The sequence below is a fragment of the Streptomyces sp. NPDC006476 genome, assembly GCF_040612015.1.
Classification (GTDB): domain Bacteria; phylum Actinomycetota; class Actinomycetes; order Streptomycetales; family Streptomycetaceae; genus Streptomyces; species Streptomyces griseorubiginosus_B.
The window spans coordinates 190,407-207,655 of record NZ_JBEXPK010000014.1 but is presented as its reverse complement, the minus strand read 5'-3'; the positions used below and the strand labels follow the sequence as shown (position 1 = coordinate 207,655).

The 17,249-nt window shown below is 70.2% G+C and carries 17 protein-coding genes and 1 pseudogene; 14 read left to right on the top strand and 4 right to left on the bottom strand.

Annotation, left to right across the window (positions count from 1 at the left end; translation table 11 throughout):
- The coding region (locus tag ABZZ74_RS18450) for a PhoU domain-containing protein (protein ID WP_356766068.1) at nucleotides 1-325 on the bottom strand (325 nt) is incomplete at its 3' end.
- Nucleotides 326-786: 461 nt separating this feature from the next.
- Between ABZZ74_RS18450 and ABZZ74_RS18445 the strand changes: the two genes are divergently transcribed.
- From ABZZ74_RS18445 to ABZZ74_RS18415, 7 genes are all read left to right on the top strand, one after another.
- Nucleotides 787-1,977 (top strand): ATP-binding protein, encoded by a 1,191-nt coding sequence (locus tag ABZZ74_RS18445; protein ID WP_356766066.1) that lies wholly within the window; start codon nucleotides 787-789, stop codon nucleotides 1,975-1,977.
- A complete protein-coding gene (locus ABZZ74_RS18440; RefSeq protein ID WP_356766064.1) occupies nucleotides 1,974-2,819 on the top strand; it encodes a roadblock/LC7 domain-containing protein in 846 nt (281 codons plus the stop codon). The genes ABZZ74_RS18445 and ABZZ74_RS18440 overlap by 4 nt, the downstream gene beginning before the upstream one ends.
- Nucleotides 2,812-3,201 (top strand): DUF742 domain-containing protein, encoded by a 390-nt coding sequence (locus ABZZ74_RS18435; protein ID WP_133049787.1) that lies wholly within the window; start codon nucleotides 2,812-2,814, stop codon nucleotides 3,199-3,201. The genes ABZZ74_RS18440 and ABZZ74_RS18435 overlap by 8 nt, the downstream gene beginning before the upstream one ends.
- 3 nt (nucleotides 3,202-3,204) lie before the next feature.
- A complete protein-coding gene (locus ABZZ74_RS18430; protein WP_240858853.1) occupies nucleotides 3,205-3,765 on the top strand; it encodes an ATP/GTP-binding protein in 561 nt (186 codons plus the stop codon).
- A gap of 10 nt (nucleotides 3,766-3,775) precedes the next feature.
- The gene (locus ABZZ74_RS18425; protein ID WP_356766061.1) at nucleotides 3,776-5,146 is read left to right on the top strand and encodes a cytochrome P450; all 1,371 of its coding nucleotides are present in this window, start codon (nucleotides 3,776-3,778) and stop codon (nucleotides 5,144-5,146) included.
- A gap of 121 nt (nucleotides 5,147-5,267) precedes the next feature.
- The gene (locus tag ABZZ74_RS18420; protein WP_356766059.1) at nucleotides 5,268-6,518 is read left to right on the top strand and encodes a cytochrome P450; all 1,251 of its coding nucleotides are present in this window, start codon (nucleotides 5,268-5,270) and stop codon (nucleotides 6,516-6,518) included.
- The gene (locus tag ABZZ74_RS18415; RefSeq protein ID WP_356766057.1) at nucleotides 6,515-7,309 is read left to right on the top strand and encodes an enoyl-CoA hydratase/isomerase family protein; all 795 of its coding nucleotides are present in this window, start codon (nucleotides 6,515-6,517) and stop codon (nucleotides 7,307-7,309) included. Before ABZZ74_RS18420 ends, ABZZ74_RS18415 begins: the two co-directional genes overlap by 4 nt.
- 102 nt (nucleotides 7,310-7,411) lie before the next feature.
- Here the strand turns inward: ABZZ74_RS18415 and ABZZ74_RS18410 are convergent, their stop codons facing one another.
- Nucleotides 7,412-8,050, bottom strand: a complete 639-nt coding sequence (locus ABZZ74_RS18410) for a DUF4232 domain-containing protein (protein ID WP_356766055.1) — start codon at nucleotides 8,048-8,050, stop codon at nucleotides 7,412-7,414.
- Between the two features lie 194 nt (nucleotides 8,051-8,244).
- Between ABZZ74_RS18410 and ABZZ74_RS18405 the strand changes: the two genes are divergently transcribed.
- Together ABZZ74_RS18405 and ABZZ74_RS18400 are read left to right on the top strand one after the other, a co-directional pair.
- Nucleotides 8,245-9,978 (top strand): alkaline phosphatase D family protein, encoded by a 1,734-nt coding sequence (locus ABZZ74_RS18405; protein ID WP_356766088.1) that lies wholly within the window; start codon nucleotides 8,245-8,247, stop codon nucleotides 9,976-9,978.
- Nucleotides 9,979-9,993: 15 nt separating this feature from the next.
- A complete protein-coding gene (locus ABZZ74_RS18400) occupies nucleotides 9,994-11,646 on the top strand; it encodes a VCBS repeat-containing protein (RefSeq protein WP_356766053.1) in 1,653 nt (550 codons plus the stop codon).
- A gap of 25 nt (nucleotides 11,647-11,671) precedes the next feature.
- Here the strand turns inward: ABZZ74_RS18400 and ABZZ74_RS18395 are convergent.
- Nucleotides 11,672-11,883 (bottom strand): annotated as a pseudogene (locus ABZZ74_RS18395) (TetR/AcrR family transcriptional regulator); the annotation flags it as partial.
- A 6-nt stretch (nucleotides 11,884-11,889) separates the two neighbouring features.
- Complete coding sequence (locus ABZZ74_RS18390; RefSeq protein ID WP_356766051.1) at nucleotides 11,890-12,780, bottom strand: helix-turn-helix transcriptional regulator; 891 nt, start codon at nucleotides 12,778-12,780, stop codon at nucleotides 11,890-11,892.
- Nucleotides 12,781-12,992: 212 nt separating this feature from the next.
- Here ABZZ74_RS18390 and ABZZ74_RS18385 point away from each other — a divergent pair, with 212 nt between their 5' ends.
- From ABZZ74_RS18385 to ABZZ74_RS18365, 5 genes are all read left to right on the top strand, one after another.
- Nucleotides 12,993-14,009, top strand: coding sequence for a zinc-dependent alcohol dehydrogenase family protein (locus ABZZ74_RS18385; RefSeq protein ID WP_356766049.1), 1,017 nt, complete (start codon nucleotides 12,993-12,995; stop codon nucleotides 14,007-14,009).
- Between the two features lie 39 nt (nucleotides 14,010-14,048).
- On the top strand, nucleotides 14,049-14,459 hold the full coding sequence (locus ABZZ74_RS18380) for a cupin domain-containing protein (protein WP_356766047.1): 411 nt from the start codon (nucleotides 14,049-14,051) through the stop codon (nucleotides 14,457-14,459).
- Between the two features lie 319 nt (nucleotides 14,460-14,778).
- Entirely contained in the window at nucleotides 14,779-15,117 is a 339-nt protein-coding gene (locus tag ABZZ74_RS18375) for a MerR family transcriptional regulator (RefSeq protein WP_356766044.1), read from the top strand.
- A 233-nt stretch (nucleotides 15,118-15,350) separates the two neighbouring features.
- Nucleotides 15,351-15,554, top strand: a complete 204-nt coding sequence (locus ABZZ74_RS18370; RefSeq protein WP_007383480.1) for a cold-shock protein — start codon at nucleotides 15,351-15,353, stop codon at nucleotides 15,552-15,554.
- A 187-nt stretch (nucleotides 15,555-15,741) separates the two neighbouring features.
- Nucleotides 15,742-17,196, top strand: a complete 1,455-nt coding sequence (locus tag ABZZ74_RS18365) for a DEAD/DEAH box helicase (protein WP_356766041.1) — start codon at nucleotides 15,742-15,744, stop codon at nucleotides 17,194-17,196.
- The last annotated feature ends 53 nt before the right edge of the window (nucleotides 17,197-17,249 follow it).

The window sequence follows — 17,249 nt, the reverse complement described above, 5'->3', positions numbered from 1 at the left end:
GATAACGGCGGCGGGCCACCGTGGCGACATGCTGGGCCAGCACACCGCAGCGCTCCAGGTCCGCGCTCATCCGCAGCGAGGTCACCACCATCCGCAGGTCCGTGGCGACCGGCTGCTGGCGGGCCAGTACCGTGATCGCCCGTTCCTCCAGGTCCCGCTGCAGTTCCTCGACTCGCTCCTCGGTGGAGATCACCTGCTCCGCCGTCTGCAGATCGGTGTCCAGCAGGGCACCGGTGGCGCGGCCCATGGCCGAACCGACCAGGTTCGCCATCTCGACCAGTGCCTCGGTGATCGTCTCTAGTTCCTTGTGATACGCCTCGCGCATTGGATCTTCACCATCCCGTTCCTGGGCCCGTGCCACCCCTGCCAGACTCGCACATCGCACCTGCCCGGAGACGAAAGGACCGGTCAAGACCTGCGGCACCGGAACGGCTCCTCACCGCTGATCAATACGGGTGATCGACCTGACGTCCCGCGTGAATTCTCCGTGAACGTTGCCCGGTGGCGTCGTCGCATTCCCGCAGCATCCTCCGGCTCCCCCAACTTGGCCTATTAGACGGCGTGTTGAAGTTGCGGAGGAAGGGGAGGGCGGCTCTTGGAAGCGTGACTTCCGGTGGTAGCATCCCCGCATCTGCGACCTTGATCCACTCACTTCAGGCGCTGACTTGAGGTCAGCCTGCTCTCCGCGCCACCGCGCTTGGGCAGGCGCTGTGTGTGTCGCGGGTGCGTACTCGCGGGGGAGTGCATCCGTCTACGTCTGCATTTCATGCGTCGGGAAAGGTTTCCATGAGTCGAGACGTGCTTGCGTGGTGCCTGGTTGCGGTGACGGCGATAGCCGTCGCGGTGATCGTGGTGCTCGTCGTCCGCAACAGGGCCCTGGGGGAGAGAAAGCGACAGACCGAGGCATCGCTGACGAGCCAGCTCAACGCCGCCCAGACCCAAGTGCTTTCTGTTCAGGCCGCCTTGCAGAAGTACCAGCAGGAGTTCGATGGCACGATCCGGGAGGCCGAGGAGGCCTCCGAGGAGAGCACCAAGGCGGTGCTGAAGGGCTCGGCCCGCTTCCTGCAGGGTCTGGCCGCCGAGCAGATGGCGGTCCTGGAGGAGCTCCAGCGCAAGTACGGCGGCCACGCGGTGCTCGGCGATCTTCTGGAAGTGACCCACGCCAACGCGCAGATGCAGCGCAAGTCGCAGGGCATCGCCGTGCTGTGCGGTGCGCCGGTCGGCCGCCGCAACCGGGCCGCGAGCGTCTACGACGTGGTGCGCAGCGCGCAGTCGCAGATCCGCAGCTTCCGCCGCGTCGAGATCATGCAGCAGACCGGTTTCGCGCTCAAGGCGTCCGCGGTCTCGCCGGTCTCCCTAGCGGTGGCCGAGCTGCTGGACAACGCGGCGAGCTTCTCGCAGCAGGACGCGCCGATCGAGGTGACCTTCCAGCGCGTCCAGCGCAACCTGTGCATCATCATCGACGACGCCGGCGTCGGCATGAACGACGAGGACCGGCAGCGGGCCAGCGCCCTGCTCTCCGGCGACTTCGTCCCGCGTCTGTCGCAGCTGGGCACCCAGCCGAAGTTCGGTTTCCCCCTGATCGGCCTCCTCGCCCGCCAGCACGGCTTCCGGGTGGACGTCACCGGTGTCTCCCGCTACGGCGGAGTCCGCGCCGTGGTGCTGCTGCCCGAGGAGCTGTGGACGGAGGAGCAGCCCTCCCCGGTCGACCAGGCCACCCCGGTGAGCATCGTCCGAGGGGCCGACGGCGGGACGGGTGACAGGCCCCGCACGGTGCACGGGCTGCCCAAGCGGACCAGTCGGCAGACTCCCGTCGCGGGCGTCGCGGGTCAGGACGGGCGTGCGCCGTCCCGGGCGGGCCAGGACGCGGGCCGCGCCTCCGGCCGCAGTCTGGGCGCCCTCGGTGCCCTGCAGCGAGGCACGCTCTCGGGCCGCAACCTCGACTCCGCGTCCAGCGAAGGGTCCCAAGACGCATGACCACCGACCTGTCGTGGATGCTCACGGACATCGTGACCAATGTGCCCAAGGCACGTCACGTCGTCCTGCTCTCCGCGGACGGCATCCCCCGCGGGGCCACCGACGGCCTGCTGGAGAGGGATGTCGAGACCATCTCCGCCGCCATGGCCGGGATGCAGTCGCTCAGCCGGGCCACGGCGCACTTCATCGAGCCGAGGGAGGACCCGCAGTGGCACCAGACGATCATTGAGTTCTCCCACGGGTGGATCTTCCTGATCGGCGCGGGGCAGGGGGCCTACCTGGCCGCCGCCGCGGAACCCGACGTCGACATCCAGCAGATCTCCTTCCGTATGCACCGGCTCGTCGCCCGGCTGGGAAACAACCTCACCGCGCCGCCGCGCGTGGAGGCGGAGGAGCCGCCCCAGGGCGAGGCCGGCACGGCCCGGGACGCGGGCGCCGACCGTTCGGGACTGGTCCTCGACGACCTCGACGAGGTGATCGCCGACGTGCGCGGGGCCCGGCACGCCGTGCTCCTCGGGGTCAACGGACTGCCCCGCGGGGCGACTTCGGGCATCAACCGGGATCTCGTGGACACCATCTCCGCGGCCATGACGGGCATTCACGCCTACAGCCGTGTGACGTCCCGGTTCGCGGGCGTTCAAGACGACGCCGGGTGGCGGCAGACGGTCATCGAGTTCCAGCACGGCTGGATCTTCCTGATCGCGGCCAGCGGCGGCTCCTTGCTGGCCGCAGCCGCCGAACACGACACCGACATCGAGGAGTTCACCACTCGCCTGCACCAGGCGGTGGCCCGGCTGGGCGAGTACCGGATGCCGCGGGAGGGGGTGCGCAGCGATGTCTGACGAGTACGGGCAGGAGCCGCATCTGGAACTGACGTCCTCATTAGTGCCACTGTTCGTGATCACGAACGGGCGTGCTCTGCCTCCGGACCAGGAGTACGAGCGCACCGCTCTCGTGACCGCGCGCAAGGAGGGCGCCGCCGCGGCCCGCACGCTGTCGCCGGAAGGCCAGGTGATCATGGACCTGGTCGCCGACGGCTTCCTGTCCGTGGCCGAGGTGGCCGGCCATACGCACCTGCCCCTGGGCGTCGTGCGCATTCTCCTGGCACAGCTGGAGGAGAGCGGTCTCGTCCTCGTGAGAAAGCCCGTGCCGCGCGCCGATCCTCTCGACCGAGAACTGCTCGGTGCCGTCCTCGATGGCCTGAAATCCCGATTCGGAGCGTAGCCCGTGTACCTGGATCCAGACGTCCTGCGCTCGGTGAAGATCCTCGTCGTGGGGCCCTTCGGAGTCGGCAAGACCACCTACATCGGCAACATCTCCGAGATCGAACCCCTGCAGACCGAGGAAGAGATCACCGAGGCCAGCGTGGGCTTCGACGACCTCTCCCGCACACCCGACAAGACGACCACCACCGTCGCCATGGACTTCGGCCGGCTCACCCTCAGCGAGGAGCTGGTCCTCTACATCTTCGGAACGCCCGGCCAGGAGCGCTTCAAGGAGATGTGGGAGGAACTCTCCCGGGGAGCGCTGGGCGCGCTGGTCATCGTCGACCCCCAGCGGTTGGACGAGTCCTTCCCCGTGCTGGACCTGGTCGAACGGTTCGGCCTGACCTACGCCATCGGCGTCAACCACTTCGAGGGCGCCACCACGTATCCGATCGACGAGGTCCGCGAGGCGCTGAACCTGCCCGCGGACACCCCGGTCGTGGCCTGCGACGTGCGCGACCAGCACTCGGCGGCCCAGGCCCTCATCACCCTCGTGCAGCACCTGAAGTCCCTTCTCGCCTAGGAGCCCCGCCATGCACCAGCAGCACGACGCGCAGGAGATACCGCCCGGGTGCCCCGCCCACGGCAAGGTCCCGCTGTACGGCCCGCAGTTCGGCTCCGACCCCGAGGCCACCTACGCCTACCTGCGCTCCCTCGGGCCCAGCGCCGCCGTGGACATCGCGCCCGAGGTCGAGGTCGAGCTGGTCACCAGCTACGACGCCGCCCTGTACATCCTGCAGAACCCCGGCTCCTTCGTCCGTGACTCGCGCCGCTGGAACGCGCTGAACGAGGGGCGCGTGCCCGAGGACAGCCCGGCGCTGCCCATGATGGGATACCGGCCCAACGCGCTGTTCAGCGACGGAGCGGCGCACGCCCGTCTGCGCCAGGCGGTCGTCGACAGTCTCGCCACCGTCAACGAACTCAAGCTCGTACGGCAGACCCAGCAGTCCGCCGACTACCTGATCAGCCAGTTCGGCGCCGAGCCGCGCGGCCAGGCCGAGTTGATGGCCGCCTACGCCCAGCCGCTGCCGTTGCTGGTCTTCAGCGATCTGTTCGGCTGCCCGCCGGAACTCGGCGACCGGGTGATCGTCGGCATCAGCGGCATCTTCGAGGGGACCCCCGGCGCGGACGAGGTGCTGGGCGGGGCCCTCGCGGAGCTGATCGCCCTCAAGCGCCGCCGGCCCGGTTACGACCTGACGACGAAGCTGATGGAGCACCCCGCCCAGCTGACCGACGAGGAGGTGCTGCACCAGCTGGTCACCCTGCTGTCCGGCGGCACCGCGCCGCTGGCCGCCGCCATCGGCACCAGCGCCGCGCTGTTCCTCAGCGAGGACGGCCAGGCCGCGCTGCCCGTCGAGGACGCCGTCGCCCGGACACTGTGGAACTACGCGCCGATCGCCAACTACGCGGGCCACTACGCCACCCACGACGTCGAGTTGGGCGGCCGGGTCCTCAAGGCGGGCGACCCCATCCTGATCTCCTTCGCGGCGGCCAACACCGACCCGAAGCTGGCTCAGCATCGCGAACAGCTCAGCACCAAGGCGCACTTGGCGTTCGGGGCGGGTCCGCACGCGTGCCCCGCGAAGGACCCCGCCTTCATGATCGCGGTCACCGCCGTCGAGTCCCTCCTCAACCGGCTGCCGGACATCGAGATGCGGGTCCCCTTCAAGGACCTGACCTGGGCACCCACCCCCTGGAGCCGCTCCCTGGTGACCCTGCCGGTCCGGTTCACGCCGCGGACCCTGCGCGCGGCGGCCCCCGCCGATCCGGCGCGTGCCCACACGGCTCAGCCGACCGCGGCCGCTCCCCAGCGGACCGCCACGCCGACGCCTCAGGCACCCAAGGCCCCCGCGCAGCCCCGGGGTCTGTTCAGCCGATTCCTGGCATGGACCAGAGGGGAATGACCAGGGGAATTGACGAACACAAGTGACGAAGGTAACCCTCACTTAACTCGGTTTAGTGGATGGTTCAATTTACCCATGGGTACGTATGGCGGCTGATTCCCCAGGAAAAGGAGCCGTCATCATGGTGGTTGACGCACACCCGTCGCACGACCGCCGTTCGGCCGTCGCCCTCTTCTCCCGTCTCCGCACGGCGAAGGGGCAGGCCGATCCCTTCCCCCTCTACGCGCAACTCCGCTCCATGGGCCCGGTCACCCCGGCGCCGTGGGGCGGCCTGCTCGTGACCGGCTTCGACATGTGTGACCAGGTACTGCGCGACCGCGAGTGGCTCGAGCCGGACAAACGCTGGCGAGAGAGCCAGGGACCGCGCACCCGCTGGAGCGCCCCCTCCTCGCGGGAGATGAGCAACACCATGCCCGCGCTCAATCCCCCTGAACACACCCGAATACGCAGGGCGGCCGGCACGTTCGGCCGCACTGCCATGCAGCGGATCGGCCGGATGATCAGCCAGGCCACCGATCAGCTCCTGACCTCCCTGACCGAGCAACTCCACCACGGGGAGGCCGACTTCGTCGCCCTCGTCAGTGAGGAACTCCCGGTGGCCGCCATCGGCGACTGGCTGGAGGTGCCGTCCGCCGACCGGCCCCGACTGCGTGAACTGACCCACGACCAGGTCTTCACCCAGGAACTGCTGCCGACAGCCAGCCAGTTGGCGCTCTCCGACGCGGCCACGGCCGAACTGCGGGCCTACTTCACCGACTTGGTCCGCCAGCGGCGCGAACGCCCCGGCGAGGATCCCGTGTCGATGTGGATCCAGACCTGGGACACCCTGGAACCCGACCGCGACAAGGCCGACCAAGCCGTCTATTTCATCGCCCTCTTCGTCCTGCTCGCCGCACTCGAGACCACCTCGACGCTGCTGTCGACGATGGTCCTGCGGCTCGTCGAACATCCCGAGCGCTGGGACCAGCTCGCCGCCGACCCCTCCCTCGTCCCCGCGTTCGTCGAAGAGACCCTGCGCCACGACCCGCCCACGCACGTGATCAGCCGGGTCGCCGCCACCGACAACGTGATCGGCGGATTCCCCGTCCGCAGGGACGACATGATCCACCTCATGGTGGGCGCGGCACACCGGGACCCGACCCGGCACCCGGATCCGGACCGGTTCGACCTGCGGCGCGAGCGGCCCGACCATCTCGCCTTCAGCGGCGGCATCCACTACTGCCTGGGCGCACCCCTCGCCCGCCTCGAGGCGCAGACCCTCCTCCACCATCTGCTCAGACGCCTGCCCCGCCTCACCCTGGTACGACGCCCGTCCTGGGCGCCCCGGGTCGCGTTCCGGCGTCTGCTGAACCTGGACGTCACCTTCGCATGAACGAAACCGGCGACACCCTCCTCGCCCGCGCGCACAAGACCGTGGCCGTCGACCAGGACGGCCCGGTGCTCCACGTACGCCTCAACCCCACCCGGCAGGACGACACGCTCGGCGTCGCCGTCCTCGACGACCTGATCGCCGTTCTCGACGACCTCCACGGGCGGCCCGACATCCGCGTTCTGGTGCTGTCCTCCGAGGGGGACGACTTCTGTCTGGGAGCCGACCGCACCGAATACGAGACGGCGCTGGCCACGGACCCGACCGGCGCCGCACTGCGGCGGATCACGGACCGGGCCCACCGGCTGTGCAACGCCCTGGAGACCACTCACGCGATCACCATCGCCCGCCTCCACGGCAAGGTGATCGGTGCCGGTCTCGCGCTCGCCGCCTTCTGCGACCTGCGGGCTGCCGCCGACACCTGCCGCTTCCGGATGCCGGAGGTGGGCCTCGGCCTCCCGCCGGCCTGGGGCGGAGCCATGGGCCGCCTGATCTCCGAGGCGGGCGTCGCCAGGATCCGCGAACTCCTGCTGACCTGCGACGTGTTCGACGCGGACACCGCCCACCGGCTCGGCCTGGTCCATGAGATCGCGCCCCTCGACCAACTGGACAAGAAAGTCGGCGCATGGACGCGGCCCCTGCTGAGGCGCTCGCCGGAAGCCCTCGTCCTGACCAAACGCATGCTCGCCGGCTACGCACGCGCCGACCGCACGGCCGACGTGTCCCTGCTCGACTCCCACCTCTTGACCCCGTATCTCGTCCCGATCCGCAACCAGGGTCCGGCCGCCGACTGAGAACTCCTCGAAGGGCGCGGCCGAAAGGACGCACATCGCCGCGGGCGACGACCCGAGTTCGTCGCCCGCGGCGATCGCGTATCCGTACGCAGCGAGCCTGTCCTACGACGCGGTGAACGCCTTCACGCGGACACCCGTGTCGCAGATGCGTACGGTCGTCTTCTTCCCGCCGCCGCCCGTGAACGCCGGGCTGAGGGGGCGGGACTCGCCGGGCGGGACGACGTCGACGCCCGCGACGACGTCACAGTCCTCGACGCTGGTGAAGGTGAGCGCGGTGGAAGCGGAATCACCGGGGGAGAGGCTGACCTTCGCCGCGTCGGCGGCCGACCCGGCCCAGTCGACCGGGAGTTCCATGCGGCCGGCCGTCCCGACGAACATGAGCGACGGGAAGCCGCGCACCGTGCACGAGCCGTCCCCCTTGTTGGTGATCACGACCGAGGCCCGGCCCTGACCGGTGCTGACGGCCGTGCCCTTGAGGTCCTTCGTGCGGCAGTGGTCGGCCGCGGGGCTCGGCAGGGAGTCCGCTCCGAAGAGCACCCCGGCCGACGGGGACGCCGTACCACCGCTGTCGGCCCGGCCCTTGGCCGCCGTGCCCGACGAACTCGACGAGCCCGGCGACCTCGAAGCGGAACCGCTTTCCGGACGGTCCGCCGACCCGGGCGACGACGAGGAGGAGGCCGACGAACACCCCGCCGCCCCGACGAGCAGCAGGACGGTGACGGCGATCGGTAGTCGGCGCATGGCTCCTGCCTGTTGTCGGACGGACGCTGTTGAACGGACGGTTTCGAGCAGATTGACGGCCCGGGACCCGCAAGGGTGAGCGTATTGCATAGAATCCTCGGCGATCACGTTCACCGGCGCTGCGGAGCGCGCACCGCCATGGGGGGAGAGGTACGCGCGTGCAGTCGAGCAGCGACGCCACGGGCACCGACGGGATGCGTAGAAGGCGCTTTCTCGGTGCGGGGGCCCTCACGCTGGGAGCCGCGGGCGCGGTGGCGGGCGGACAGCTTCTGACCGGGAACGCCTCGGCCTCGGTGGGCGGTTCGACGGCACCGGCCGGTGCGGGTGCGTCGGTCTCCGGCACGGTCTTCAAACTGGGCGTCGCCTCCGGTGACCCGCTGCCCACCGCGATCGTGCTGTGGACCCGGGTGACACCCGTCAACCAGGGCAACTCCGGGATCCTGCCGTCCAGTGTCCCGGTGACCTGGGAGCTGGCCTCGGACAGCGGCTTCACCAAGATCGTCAAGAGCGGTACGGCGACGGCGAGCAGCGGCCTCGCGCACAGCGTCCACGTCGACGTGACGGGCCTCACCCCGGCGACCGACTACTGGTACCGGTTCAAGGCGCTCGGTCACACCTCCCGCACCGGCCGGACCCGCACGGCACCCGCCGCCGGGAGCACTCCGGAGAAGCTGCGGATCGCGCTCGCCTCCTGCCAGAACTGGCAGCACGGCTACTTCACCGTCTACCAGGACATGCGCGCCCAGAAGCCCGACCTGGTGTTGTTCGTCGGCGACTACATCTACGAGAGCTCCGCCTTCTCCTACCGGGTACGCCGTCACGAGGGGTCGGCCGCTCCCGTCACCCTCGCCGAGTACCGCTCCCGCCACGAGCAGTACAACACCGACCCGGACCTGCAGGCGATGCGCGCCGACGCCCCCTTCGTCGTCGTCTATGACGACCACGAGGTCGAGAACGACTGGGCCGGCGACGTGGCGGACGACCCGGCCGCCTGGCCCACCGACAAGTTCCTGGCCCGTAGGGCGGCCGCCTTCCAGGCCTTCTACGAGCACATGCCGATCCGCGCCGCGCAGAAGCCCAGCGGCCCGGACGTCCTGATCTACCGCAAGCTCGACTTCGGCTCCCTGGCCCGGCTGCACGTCCTGGACACCCGTCAGTACCGCGACGACCAGGCCACCACCCAGCAGGGCGCCATGGAGAGCGGCCGCGTCATCATGGGCGACAGCCAGCGCGACTGGCTCGTCGACAGCATGCGCACCTCCGGCAAGCAGTGGAACCTCGTCGCTTCCCAGGTGATGATGGCCGAGACCGACCTCCTCGCAGGCGAGGGCAAGGAGTGGTACTACGACGCCTGGGACGGCTACCAGGTCGAACGCAACGCCCTGCTCGCCGACTTCAAGGACGTCCGCAACCCCGTGGTGCTCTCCGGCGACCGCCACCGCACCATCGTCAGCGACCTCAAACTGGACTACTCCGACCCGGGTTCGACGGTCGTCGGAGCGGAGTTCGTCGGCACCTCCATCTCCAGCAACGGCGACGAGGACCTCGAGGCCTTCGCCGCCGAGTGGGCGCCCAAGCTGGCGGACAACCCGCACTGGAAGATGATCGACGCCCGCCGCGGCTATCTGCTCCTCGACATCACCCCGACCGGCATCGACGCCCAACTGCGAGCCATCTCAACGGTGTTGACCAAGAACGGTACGACCAGTACGGCAGCGACCTTCCGGGTCGACAACGGTGTGCCGGGCGTCCACCGGGTCGACGCGCAGACGGAGGCACCGGCGAGCGAGAGCGCGGACGCATCCCCGAGCCCGACGGATCAGGCGACCCCGACGGACACGACCGAATCGCCGACCGAGAGCCCCGCCGGCAGCTCCACCGGCACCTCCACCGAGGTGTCACCCACCGACGTGACGACCACCGCCTGACTCCCGGGAGAGAACGTGCTCACCCTTCGATCCCGGCGCGACGGGAACCACAGACACCGCCGCCCCGTCGCCGTCAAGGCGTCCCTGCTCGCCGGCACCGCGGCCGTGCTCGTGGCCGGCGTGCTGACGGTGCTGCCCTCCGACGCGGACGCGAGCGGGCCGGCCCGCGGCGACTTCGACGGCGACGGCACCTCGGACCTCGTCTACCGCAATGTGGCGGGCCAGTTGTACATCAACACCGGTTCGGCCGAGACCATGGCCCTCGACGCGGACGTCTCCAAGGTCAAGGACGTCCTGACCCCGGGCGACCTCGACGGCGACGGCGTCCAGGACGTGCTCACCCTGAGCTCCAGTGGTGTCCTGTCCTTCCACTACGGCATCTTCGCCCGCGTCCCCGGCGGTCTGGGCTCACGCAAAACGGTCGCCACCGGCTGGCAGGTCTACAACAAGATCGCTGCTCCGGGTGACATGAACGGCGACGGCAAGGTCGACCTGCTGGCCCGCACCCCGGCCGGAACCCTGTACTTCTATCCGGGCCTGGGCACCGGGGCCTTCGGCAGCCGGGTCAAGATCGGCACCGGCTGGCAGCAGTACGACGAGCTGATAGGCGCCGGCGACCTGAACCGCGACGGCGTGGGCGACCTGCTGGCCCGTACTCCGGCCGGCGTCCTCTACCGGTACCTGGGCAAGAAGGGCGGCACCTTCAGCGCCAAGGTCAAGGACTCCAGGACCGAGTGGGGGTCGTACAACCAGATCGTCGGAGGCGGCGACTGGGACGGCAACGGCAAGACCGACCTGCTGGCCCGGGACTACTCCGGCAACCTCTGGTTCTACGCGGGCAACGGCAACGGCACCTTCGCGACCCGCGCCGCCCGCAGCAAGGGCTGGGGCGCGGTGACGCAGTTCGCGGGGGCGGGTGAGACCCCGCACTTCGGCAAGTACGGGATCATGGCCCGTACGTCGTCGGGCTCCGTCTACAGCTACCAGGTCACCGGCACCGGCAACCTGAGCGGCAAGCTGCTGATCGGATCGTCCTGGCCGACGTCCTCCACCCGCCTCGCCTACGCCTCCTCCCTGCGCGACAGCGGCCTGGGCGACCTGGTCGTCCACTCCGTCAGCAGCGGCAAGCTGACCAACCCGGCGTTCTACGCCCTCACCGACCCGCTGATCGCCGCCGGCTCCACGACGTACAGCCGGATCGTCGGCCCCGGCGACGTGACCGGGGACGGCAAGGGCGACCTGCTGGCTGTGACCAGCTCCGGCACGCTCTATCTCTACGCGGGCAACGGTTCCGGCACCTCCGTCGCCGGGCGCGTGAAGCTGGGCACCGGCTGGCAGCAGTACAACGCCCTGATCGGCGGCGGCGACATCACCGGCGACGGCCGCCCCGACCTCCTTGCCCGCGACTCCTCCGGTGCCCTGTGGCGCTACGCGGGCACGGGCAGCGCGTCCGCTCCCTTCTCCGCCCGCGTCAAGATCGGCACCGGCTGGCAGCAGTACAAGAAGCTCTTCTCGCCGGGGGACGCCAACGGTGACGGCAAGGCCGACCTCATGGCCACCAACTCCTCCGGCGCCCTGTACTTCTACGCCGGCACCGGCACCGGCACCTTCAAGGGCCGCGTGACGAAGGCGACGAGCGGTTGGAGCAGCTGGTCGGACCTGCTGTGACCCAGCGGCGACGACGAGTGTCGCGAGCGGGCGTCTCCTCGTCGGCGGGCTCCTCGACGGCGACGGCGAGGACGGGGTAGCCGGCCCGGAAGTCGCGGTCCACGACGATCTTGCGCCACAGGGCGAGGAAGGCCGCAGGCCGGCCACCGGGCCCGCCTCCAGTTCCTTGCGCAGGCCGCGCGAGACCCACGCGCCCGTGGAGCGGACGGCTTCCGTCGCCAACTGCTGCTTGCCGTCGTGGTCTCAGGCGGTGGGGTGCCGCTCTGCCGGGCTGACGGCTTCCGTGGCCGCCAAGGAGGCGAGCAGGCGTAGGCCCTCTTCCGACGGGGAGCCGGGTTCGGCGGTGTAGATCGTCATGGTGAACCCGGGTTCGGCGGCCAGGTCCAGGGACTCGTAGGCGAGGGTGAGGTCACCGACCGCCGGGTGGCGGAACCGCTTGGTGCCGGTCCCGTGGCGGCGGACGTTGTGGGCGCCCCACCGGGCACGGAAGTCGCCGCTGCGCGTGGACAGTTCGCCGACGAGGTCGTGCAGGTCCTTGTCGTGGGGATCGCGTCCGGCCGCACGGCGCAGGATCGCCACCGCCATGTCCCCGAACAGCTCCCAGTCCGGGTAGAACCGGCGGGAGGCCGGGTCGAGGAAGTTGAAGCGGGCCAGGTTCCGCTGGTTGTCCGGGTTGACGAACAGGTCGGTGTAGAAGGCACGGGCGAGGGAGTTGGCGGCCACGATGTCCATACGGCCGTTGCCCACGATCGCCGGCCCCGCGGTGATCGCGTCGAGCGTCCACTGCAGGCTGCGGTGCGGGGTCCACTGCGGGGCGGCGGTACGGCGACGAGGGCGGGTGAGCGCGTCGGAGCCGTCGGCGGCCTGGGCCAGGTGCAGGAGATGGGCGCGCTCGGCGTCATCCAGCCGCAGTGCGCGGGCCACAGCCTCAAGGACGACGGGGGAGGCCCCGGCGAGGTTTCCCCGCTCCAGCTTCGCGTAGTACTCCACGCTCATGTCGGCCAGCGCGGCGACCTCGCTCCTGCGCAGCCCGGGCACACGACGTCGGGAACCGGCAGGCAGGCCGGCCCGGTCCGGGGTGATCTTCGCTCGCCGCGAGGTGAGGAACTCGCGGACCTCCTCACGGTTGTCCATGTCCTCGACCGTACGGCCTGCCCGCCACGTGAGGGATGTACTGCCAGTACACCTTTCAGCGGTGACTCGCTTACCGCCGGGATACGCGGTTACCTGAGACAGAGGTGATCCCGAGCGGCACCGCCGCTCCCCGCGGATGACCGGCCCGGCGGCGCGCGAAGTCGACGACGCGCCTGCCCAGACCCACGATCGACAACGTAAGGAATCCCCCCATGCGCGGAGCAGTGATCCACGCCCCCGGCGACGTGCGCTTCGAGACCCTGGACGACCCGAAGATCCTGAAGCCGACGGACGCGGTCATCCGCACGGCCGTCACCTGTGTGTGCGGCTCCGACCTGTGGCCCTGGCGCGGCCTCGACGCGACCCACGAGGCGCATCCCATGGGCCACGAGTACGTCGGCTTCGTCGAGGAGGTCGGCAGCGAGGTCACGGCGGTCAGGCCGGGCCAGTTCGTCGTCGGTTCCTTCGCCACCTCCGACAACGTCTGTACCAACTGCCGCAACGGATGGCAGTCCAACTGCCTGAACCGCGAGTTCATGAGCACCTGCCAGGCCGAGTACGTGCGCATTCCCAACGCCCAGGGCACCCTCGTCGCCACCGGCGAGGTACCGGGCGAGGAGTTCTGGCCGGGGCTGCTGGCCGTGTCCGACGTGATGGGCACCGGCTGGTACGCGGCCGACGCCGCCGAGGTCAGGCCCGGTTCCACCGCGGTGGTCGTCGGCGACGGCGCGGTCGGCCTGTGCGCCGTGATCGCCGCGAAGGAGATGGGCGCGGAGCGGATCATCGCCATGTCCCGGCACGAGTCACGGCAGAAGCTGGCCCGCGAGTTCGGCGCGACCGACATCGTCACCGAGCGCGGTGAGGAAGGCGTCGCCCGCGTCAAGGACCTCACCGGCGGCATCGGCGCGGACAGCGTGCTGGAGTGCGTCGGCACCGCCCAGTCGATGCAACAGGCCCTGCATTCCACCCGGCCCGGCGGCAACGTCGGCTTCGTCGGCGTCCCCCACGAGGTCGCCGTCGACGGCCAGGAGCTGTTCTTCTCCCACGTCGGCCTGCGCGGCGGCCCCGCCCCCGTGCGCCGCTACCTGCCCGACCTCATCGACCGCGTCCTGACGGGGAAGATCAACCCGGGCAAGGTCTTCGACCTCACCCTCCCCCTCGACCAGGTCGCCGAGGGCTACCGGGCCATGGACGAACGCCGCGCCATCAAGACCCTCCTCAAGCCCTGAAACGACCGCAGCCCAGGAACCACACTGAAGGAAACGGCCTTGCAGATCACCCGCAGCTCGATCGCCACCGTCAAGGGTCCCTCCGACTGGTTCACCGGTGACGTGTACATCGACGCCGTCGCCGCCGCGCCGGAGCCGTCCCGGGTCAGCGCCAACCTCGTGCACTTCATGCCCGGCGCGCGAACCCACTGGCACCGGCACCCGCTCGGCCAGACCGTGTTCGTGACCGAGGGGGTCGGTCTGTGCCGGCGCCGGGGAGGGCCGATCGAGGTCATCCGGCCCGGCGACCGCGTCCTGTTCGAGGCCGACGAGGAGCACTGGCACGGCGCCGCGCCCGACCGCCTCATGGTCCACCTCGCCATCAACGAGAGCGACGCGGACCACGACGTCGTCCACTGGCTGACCCCTGTCACCGACGAGGAGTACGCCGCCGCCCCGGCCACCGACTGACCAAGGAAGGTCGCCCTGGTCTCCGTCGGCGCCGCCCGGGGGCCGGTGTCCGTCGACGGTTCCTGTTCGGCGGCGCCCGGCGTGTCCTCACCGGTTCGGTGATCGGGGGCATCCGCTTCGTCAGCGACACGAGCACTCGCCTGACCGTTGGACCGCCGACGGGGCGTCGTCGCCACGCTCCTCGCCGTGGGGAAAATCTGCCACGGCGAGGCCAGATCTTCGGGGCTGCGGGACTAGGGTTGGGGGTACCAGGCACCTGACGCCGATTCCCTCGGCCCCCCGTGCCGGTTCCTTCAGAGTCCCGAAACGAAAGGCGGCTATGCCCGCTGAGAACACCCCTGTCGCCGGGAACCTCGACGACGACGACTACCCCGCGTACACCATGGGGCGCGCCGCCGACGTTCTCGGCACCACCCCCGCCTTCCTGCGCGCCGTCGGCGAAATCGAGTTGATCGCTCCGCTGCGGTCGGAAGGCGGTCACCGCCGGTACTCCCGACGCCAGCTGCGCACCGCCGCCCGCGCGCGCGAGCTCGTCGACCAGGGCACGCCCGTCGAGGCCGCCTGCCGCATCGTCTCCCTCGAGGACCAACTCGACGACGCCCTCCGGCTGAACCGGGAGCTGCGCCGCAAGCTGGACGAGGACGGCGCGAATATCTAGTACCGCCGGAGCAGAAATGCGGGTCCCGGCAGGGTGAGAATAGCTGGATGCCCGCCAAAACCCGTGACGTGTCCCCGTCCCACGTGTGTTAGCGTGACTACGGTTGCAGTTTTGGTTGCCAGAGACTTGTTTCTTTGCAGAGCTTTCCGGATCTTTCCGGAGGGGTGATCATCGCGGCGACTCGGATTCCGTAAAGTGCGGAACCCGGCACTGCCCCCAAAGGGAGATTCAATATGGCATCTGGCACCGTGAAGTGGTTCAACGCGGAAAAGGGCTTCGGCTTCATCGAGCAGGACGGTGGCGGCGCTGACGTGTTCGCCCACTACTCGAACATCGCCACCAGCGGCTTCCGCGAGCTTCAGGAAGGCCAGAAGGTTACCTTCGACGTCACGCAGGGCCAGAAGGGCCCGCAGGCCGAGAACATCGTTCCTGCCTGACACACACGCGTAGCGTTCCACGTGATCGGGGCCCGCACTCTGGGTGCGGGCCCCGATCCGTTGCATTTTCACGGCAATCACGCCAGTCCCACGGCAACCCAGGCAGGCCCATTCTTGCGAATCTCGGTACGGCACCGCGCCGCCTCCCGGAATTCCTCGACGCGTGCCGCATCGAGGAAGGTTCCGCATGGACCGCAAAAGTCGCACGACCGATGACGTCGCCCGCTCCCAGCGTGAGAAGCCGGCGCGCCGCAACACTCGTGCCCGTCCGGACGAGAGCGGGCGGAGCGGCCGTAGGAGCCGTTCCATCGCGTCTCGTTCCGCCGCGTCCCGCGAAGAGGTCGCGTCGTCGGCCGCCACCCCGTCTCTGCCCCCTGTCGACTCCTTCGCCGACCTTGATCTGCCCGAGCCGCTGAGGGCCGCTCTGCTGGCCGAGGGGGTGACGGCGCCGTTCCCCATCCAGGCGGCGACCCTGCCGAACTCGCTGGCAGGCCGTGACGTGCTGGGCCGTGGCCGTACCGGTTCGGGCAAGACGCTTGCCTTCGGGCTCGCCCTGCTCGTCCGCCTCCACGGGCGCCGGGCCGAGCCTCGCCGGCCGCTGGCCCTCGTCCTGGTCCCCACCCGAGAACTGGCACAGCAGGTCACCGACGCGCTCACCCCCTACGCCCGGGCGCTGCACCTGCGGCTCGCGACCGTGGTCGGCGGTCTGTCCATCGGCCGGCAGGCGAGCGCGCTGCGCGCCGGCGCCGAGGTCGTCGTCGCGACACCCGGGCGGCTCAAGGACCTCATCGTCCGGGGCGACTGCCGTGTTGACCAGGTCGCCGTGAGCGTCCTCGACGAGGCCGACCAGATGGCCGACATGGGATTCATGCCGCAGGTCACCGCCCTGCTCGACCAGGTGCCCGCCGACGGTCAGCGGATGCTGTTCTCAGCCACCCTCGACCGGGACGTCGACCGCCTGGTGCGGAGGTACCTGCACGACCCCGTCGTTCATTCGGTCGACCCCGCCGCGGGCGCGGTCACCACGATGGAGCACCACGTGCTGCACGTCGAGGAGGACGACAAGCACGCCACCGCGGCCCGTATCGCGGCCCGCGAGGGGCGGGTCCTGCTGTTCCTCGACACCAAGCACGCGGCGGACCGACTGGCGAAGAAGCTGCTGGCGGTCGGGGTGCGCGCTGCCTCGCTGCACGGCGGCAAGTCCCAGTCGCAGCGCAGCCGCACGCTCGCCCAGTTCAAGGACGGCCAGGTCACGGCTCTGGTCGCCACCAACGTCGCGGCCCGCGGCATCCACGTCGACGATCTCGACCTCGTCGTGAACGTCGACCCGCCCGGCGACCACAAGGACTACCTGCACCGCGGCGGCCGTACCGCACGGGCCGGCGCGTCCGGCACCGTCGTCACCCTGGTCCTCGGGCATCAACGGCGCGCGATGAGCCGTCTGCTGGCCGACGCCGGCGTCACCGCGCGCACCGTCCGCACCCGCTCGGCCGACGCCGAGCTGAGCCGTATCACCGGAGCCCGGGCGCCGTCCGGCACGCCCGTCACTGTCCCCGCCCCGGTCGCCGCCGCACCAGGACGCCCCCGCTCCGCCGGGCGCCGCCGAACCGGACAGCCCGCCCGGGCCCGCCGGACTGGATGAGACCCGGCCTCCCCGTGCGCCCCTGGGCGTCCTCGCCCTTCTGCCCTGACCGC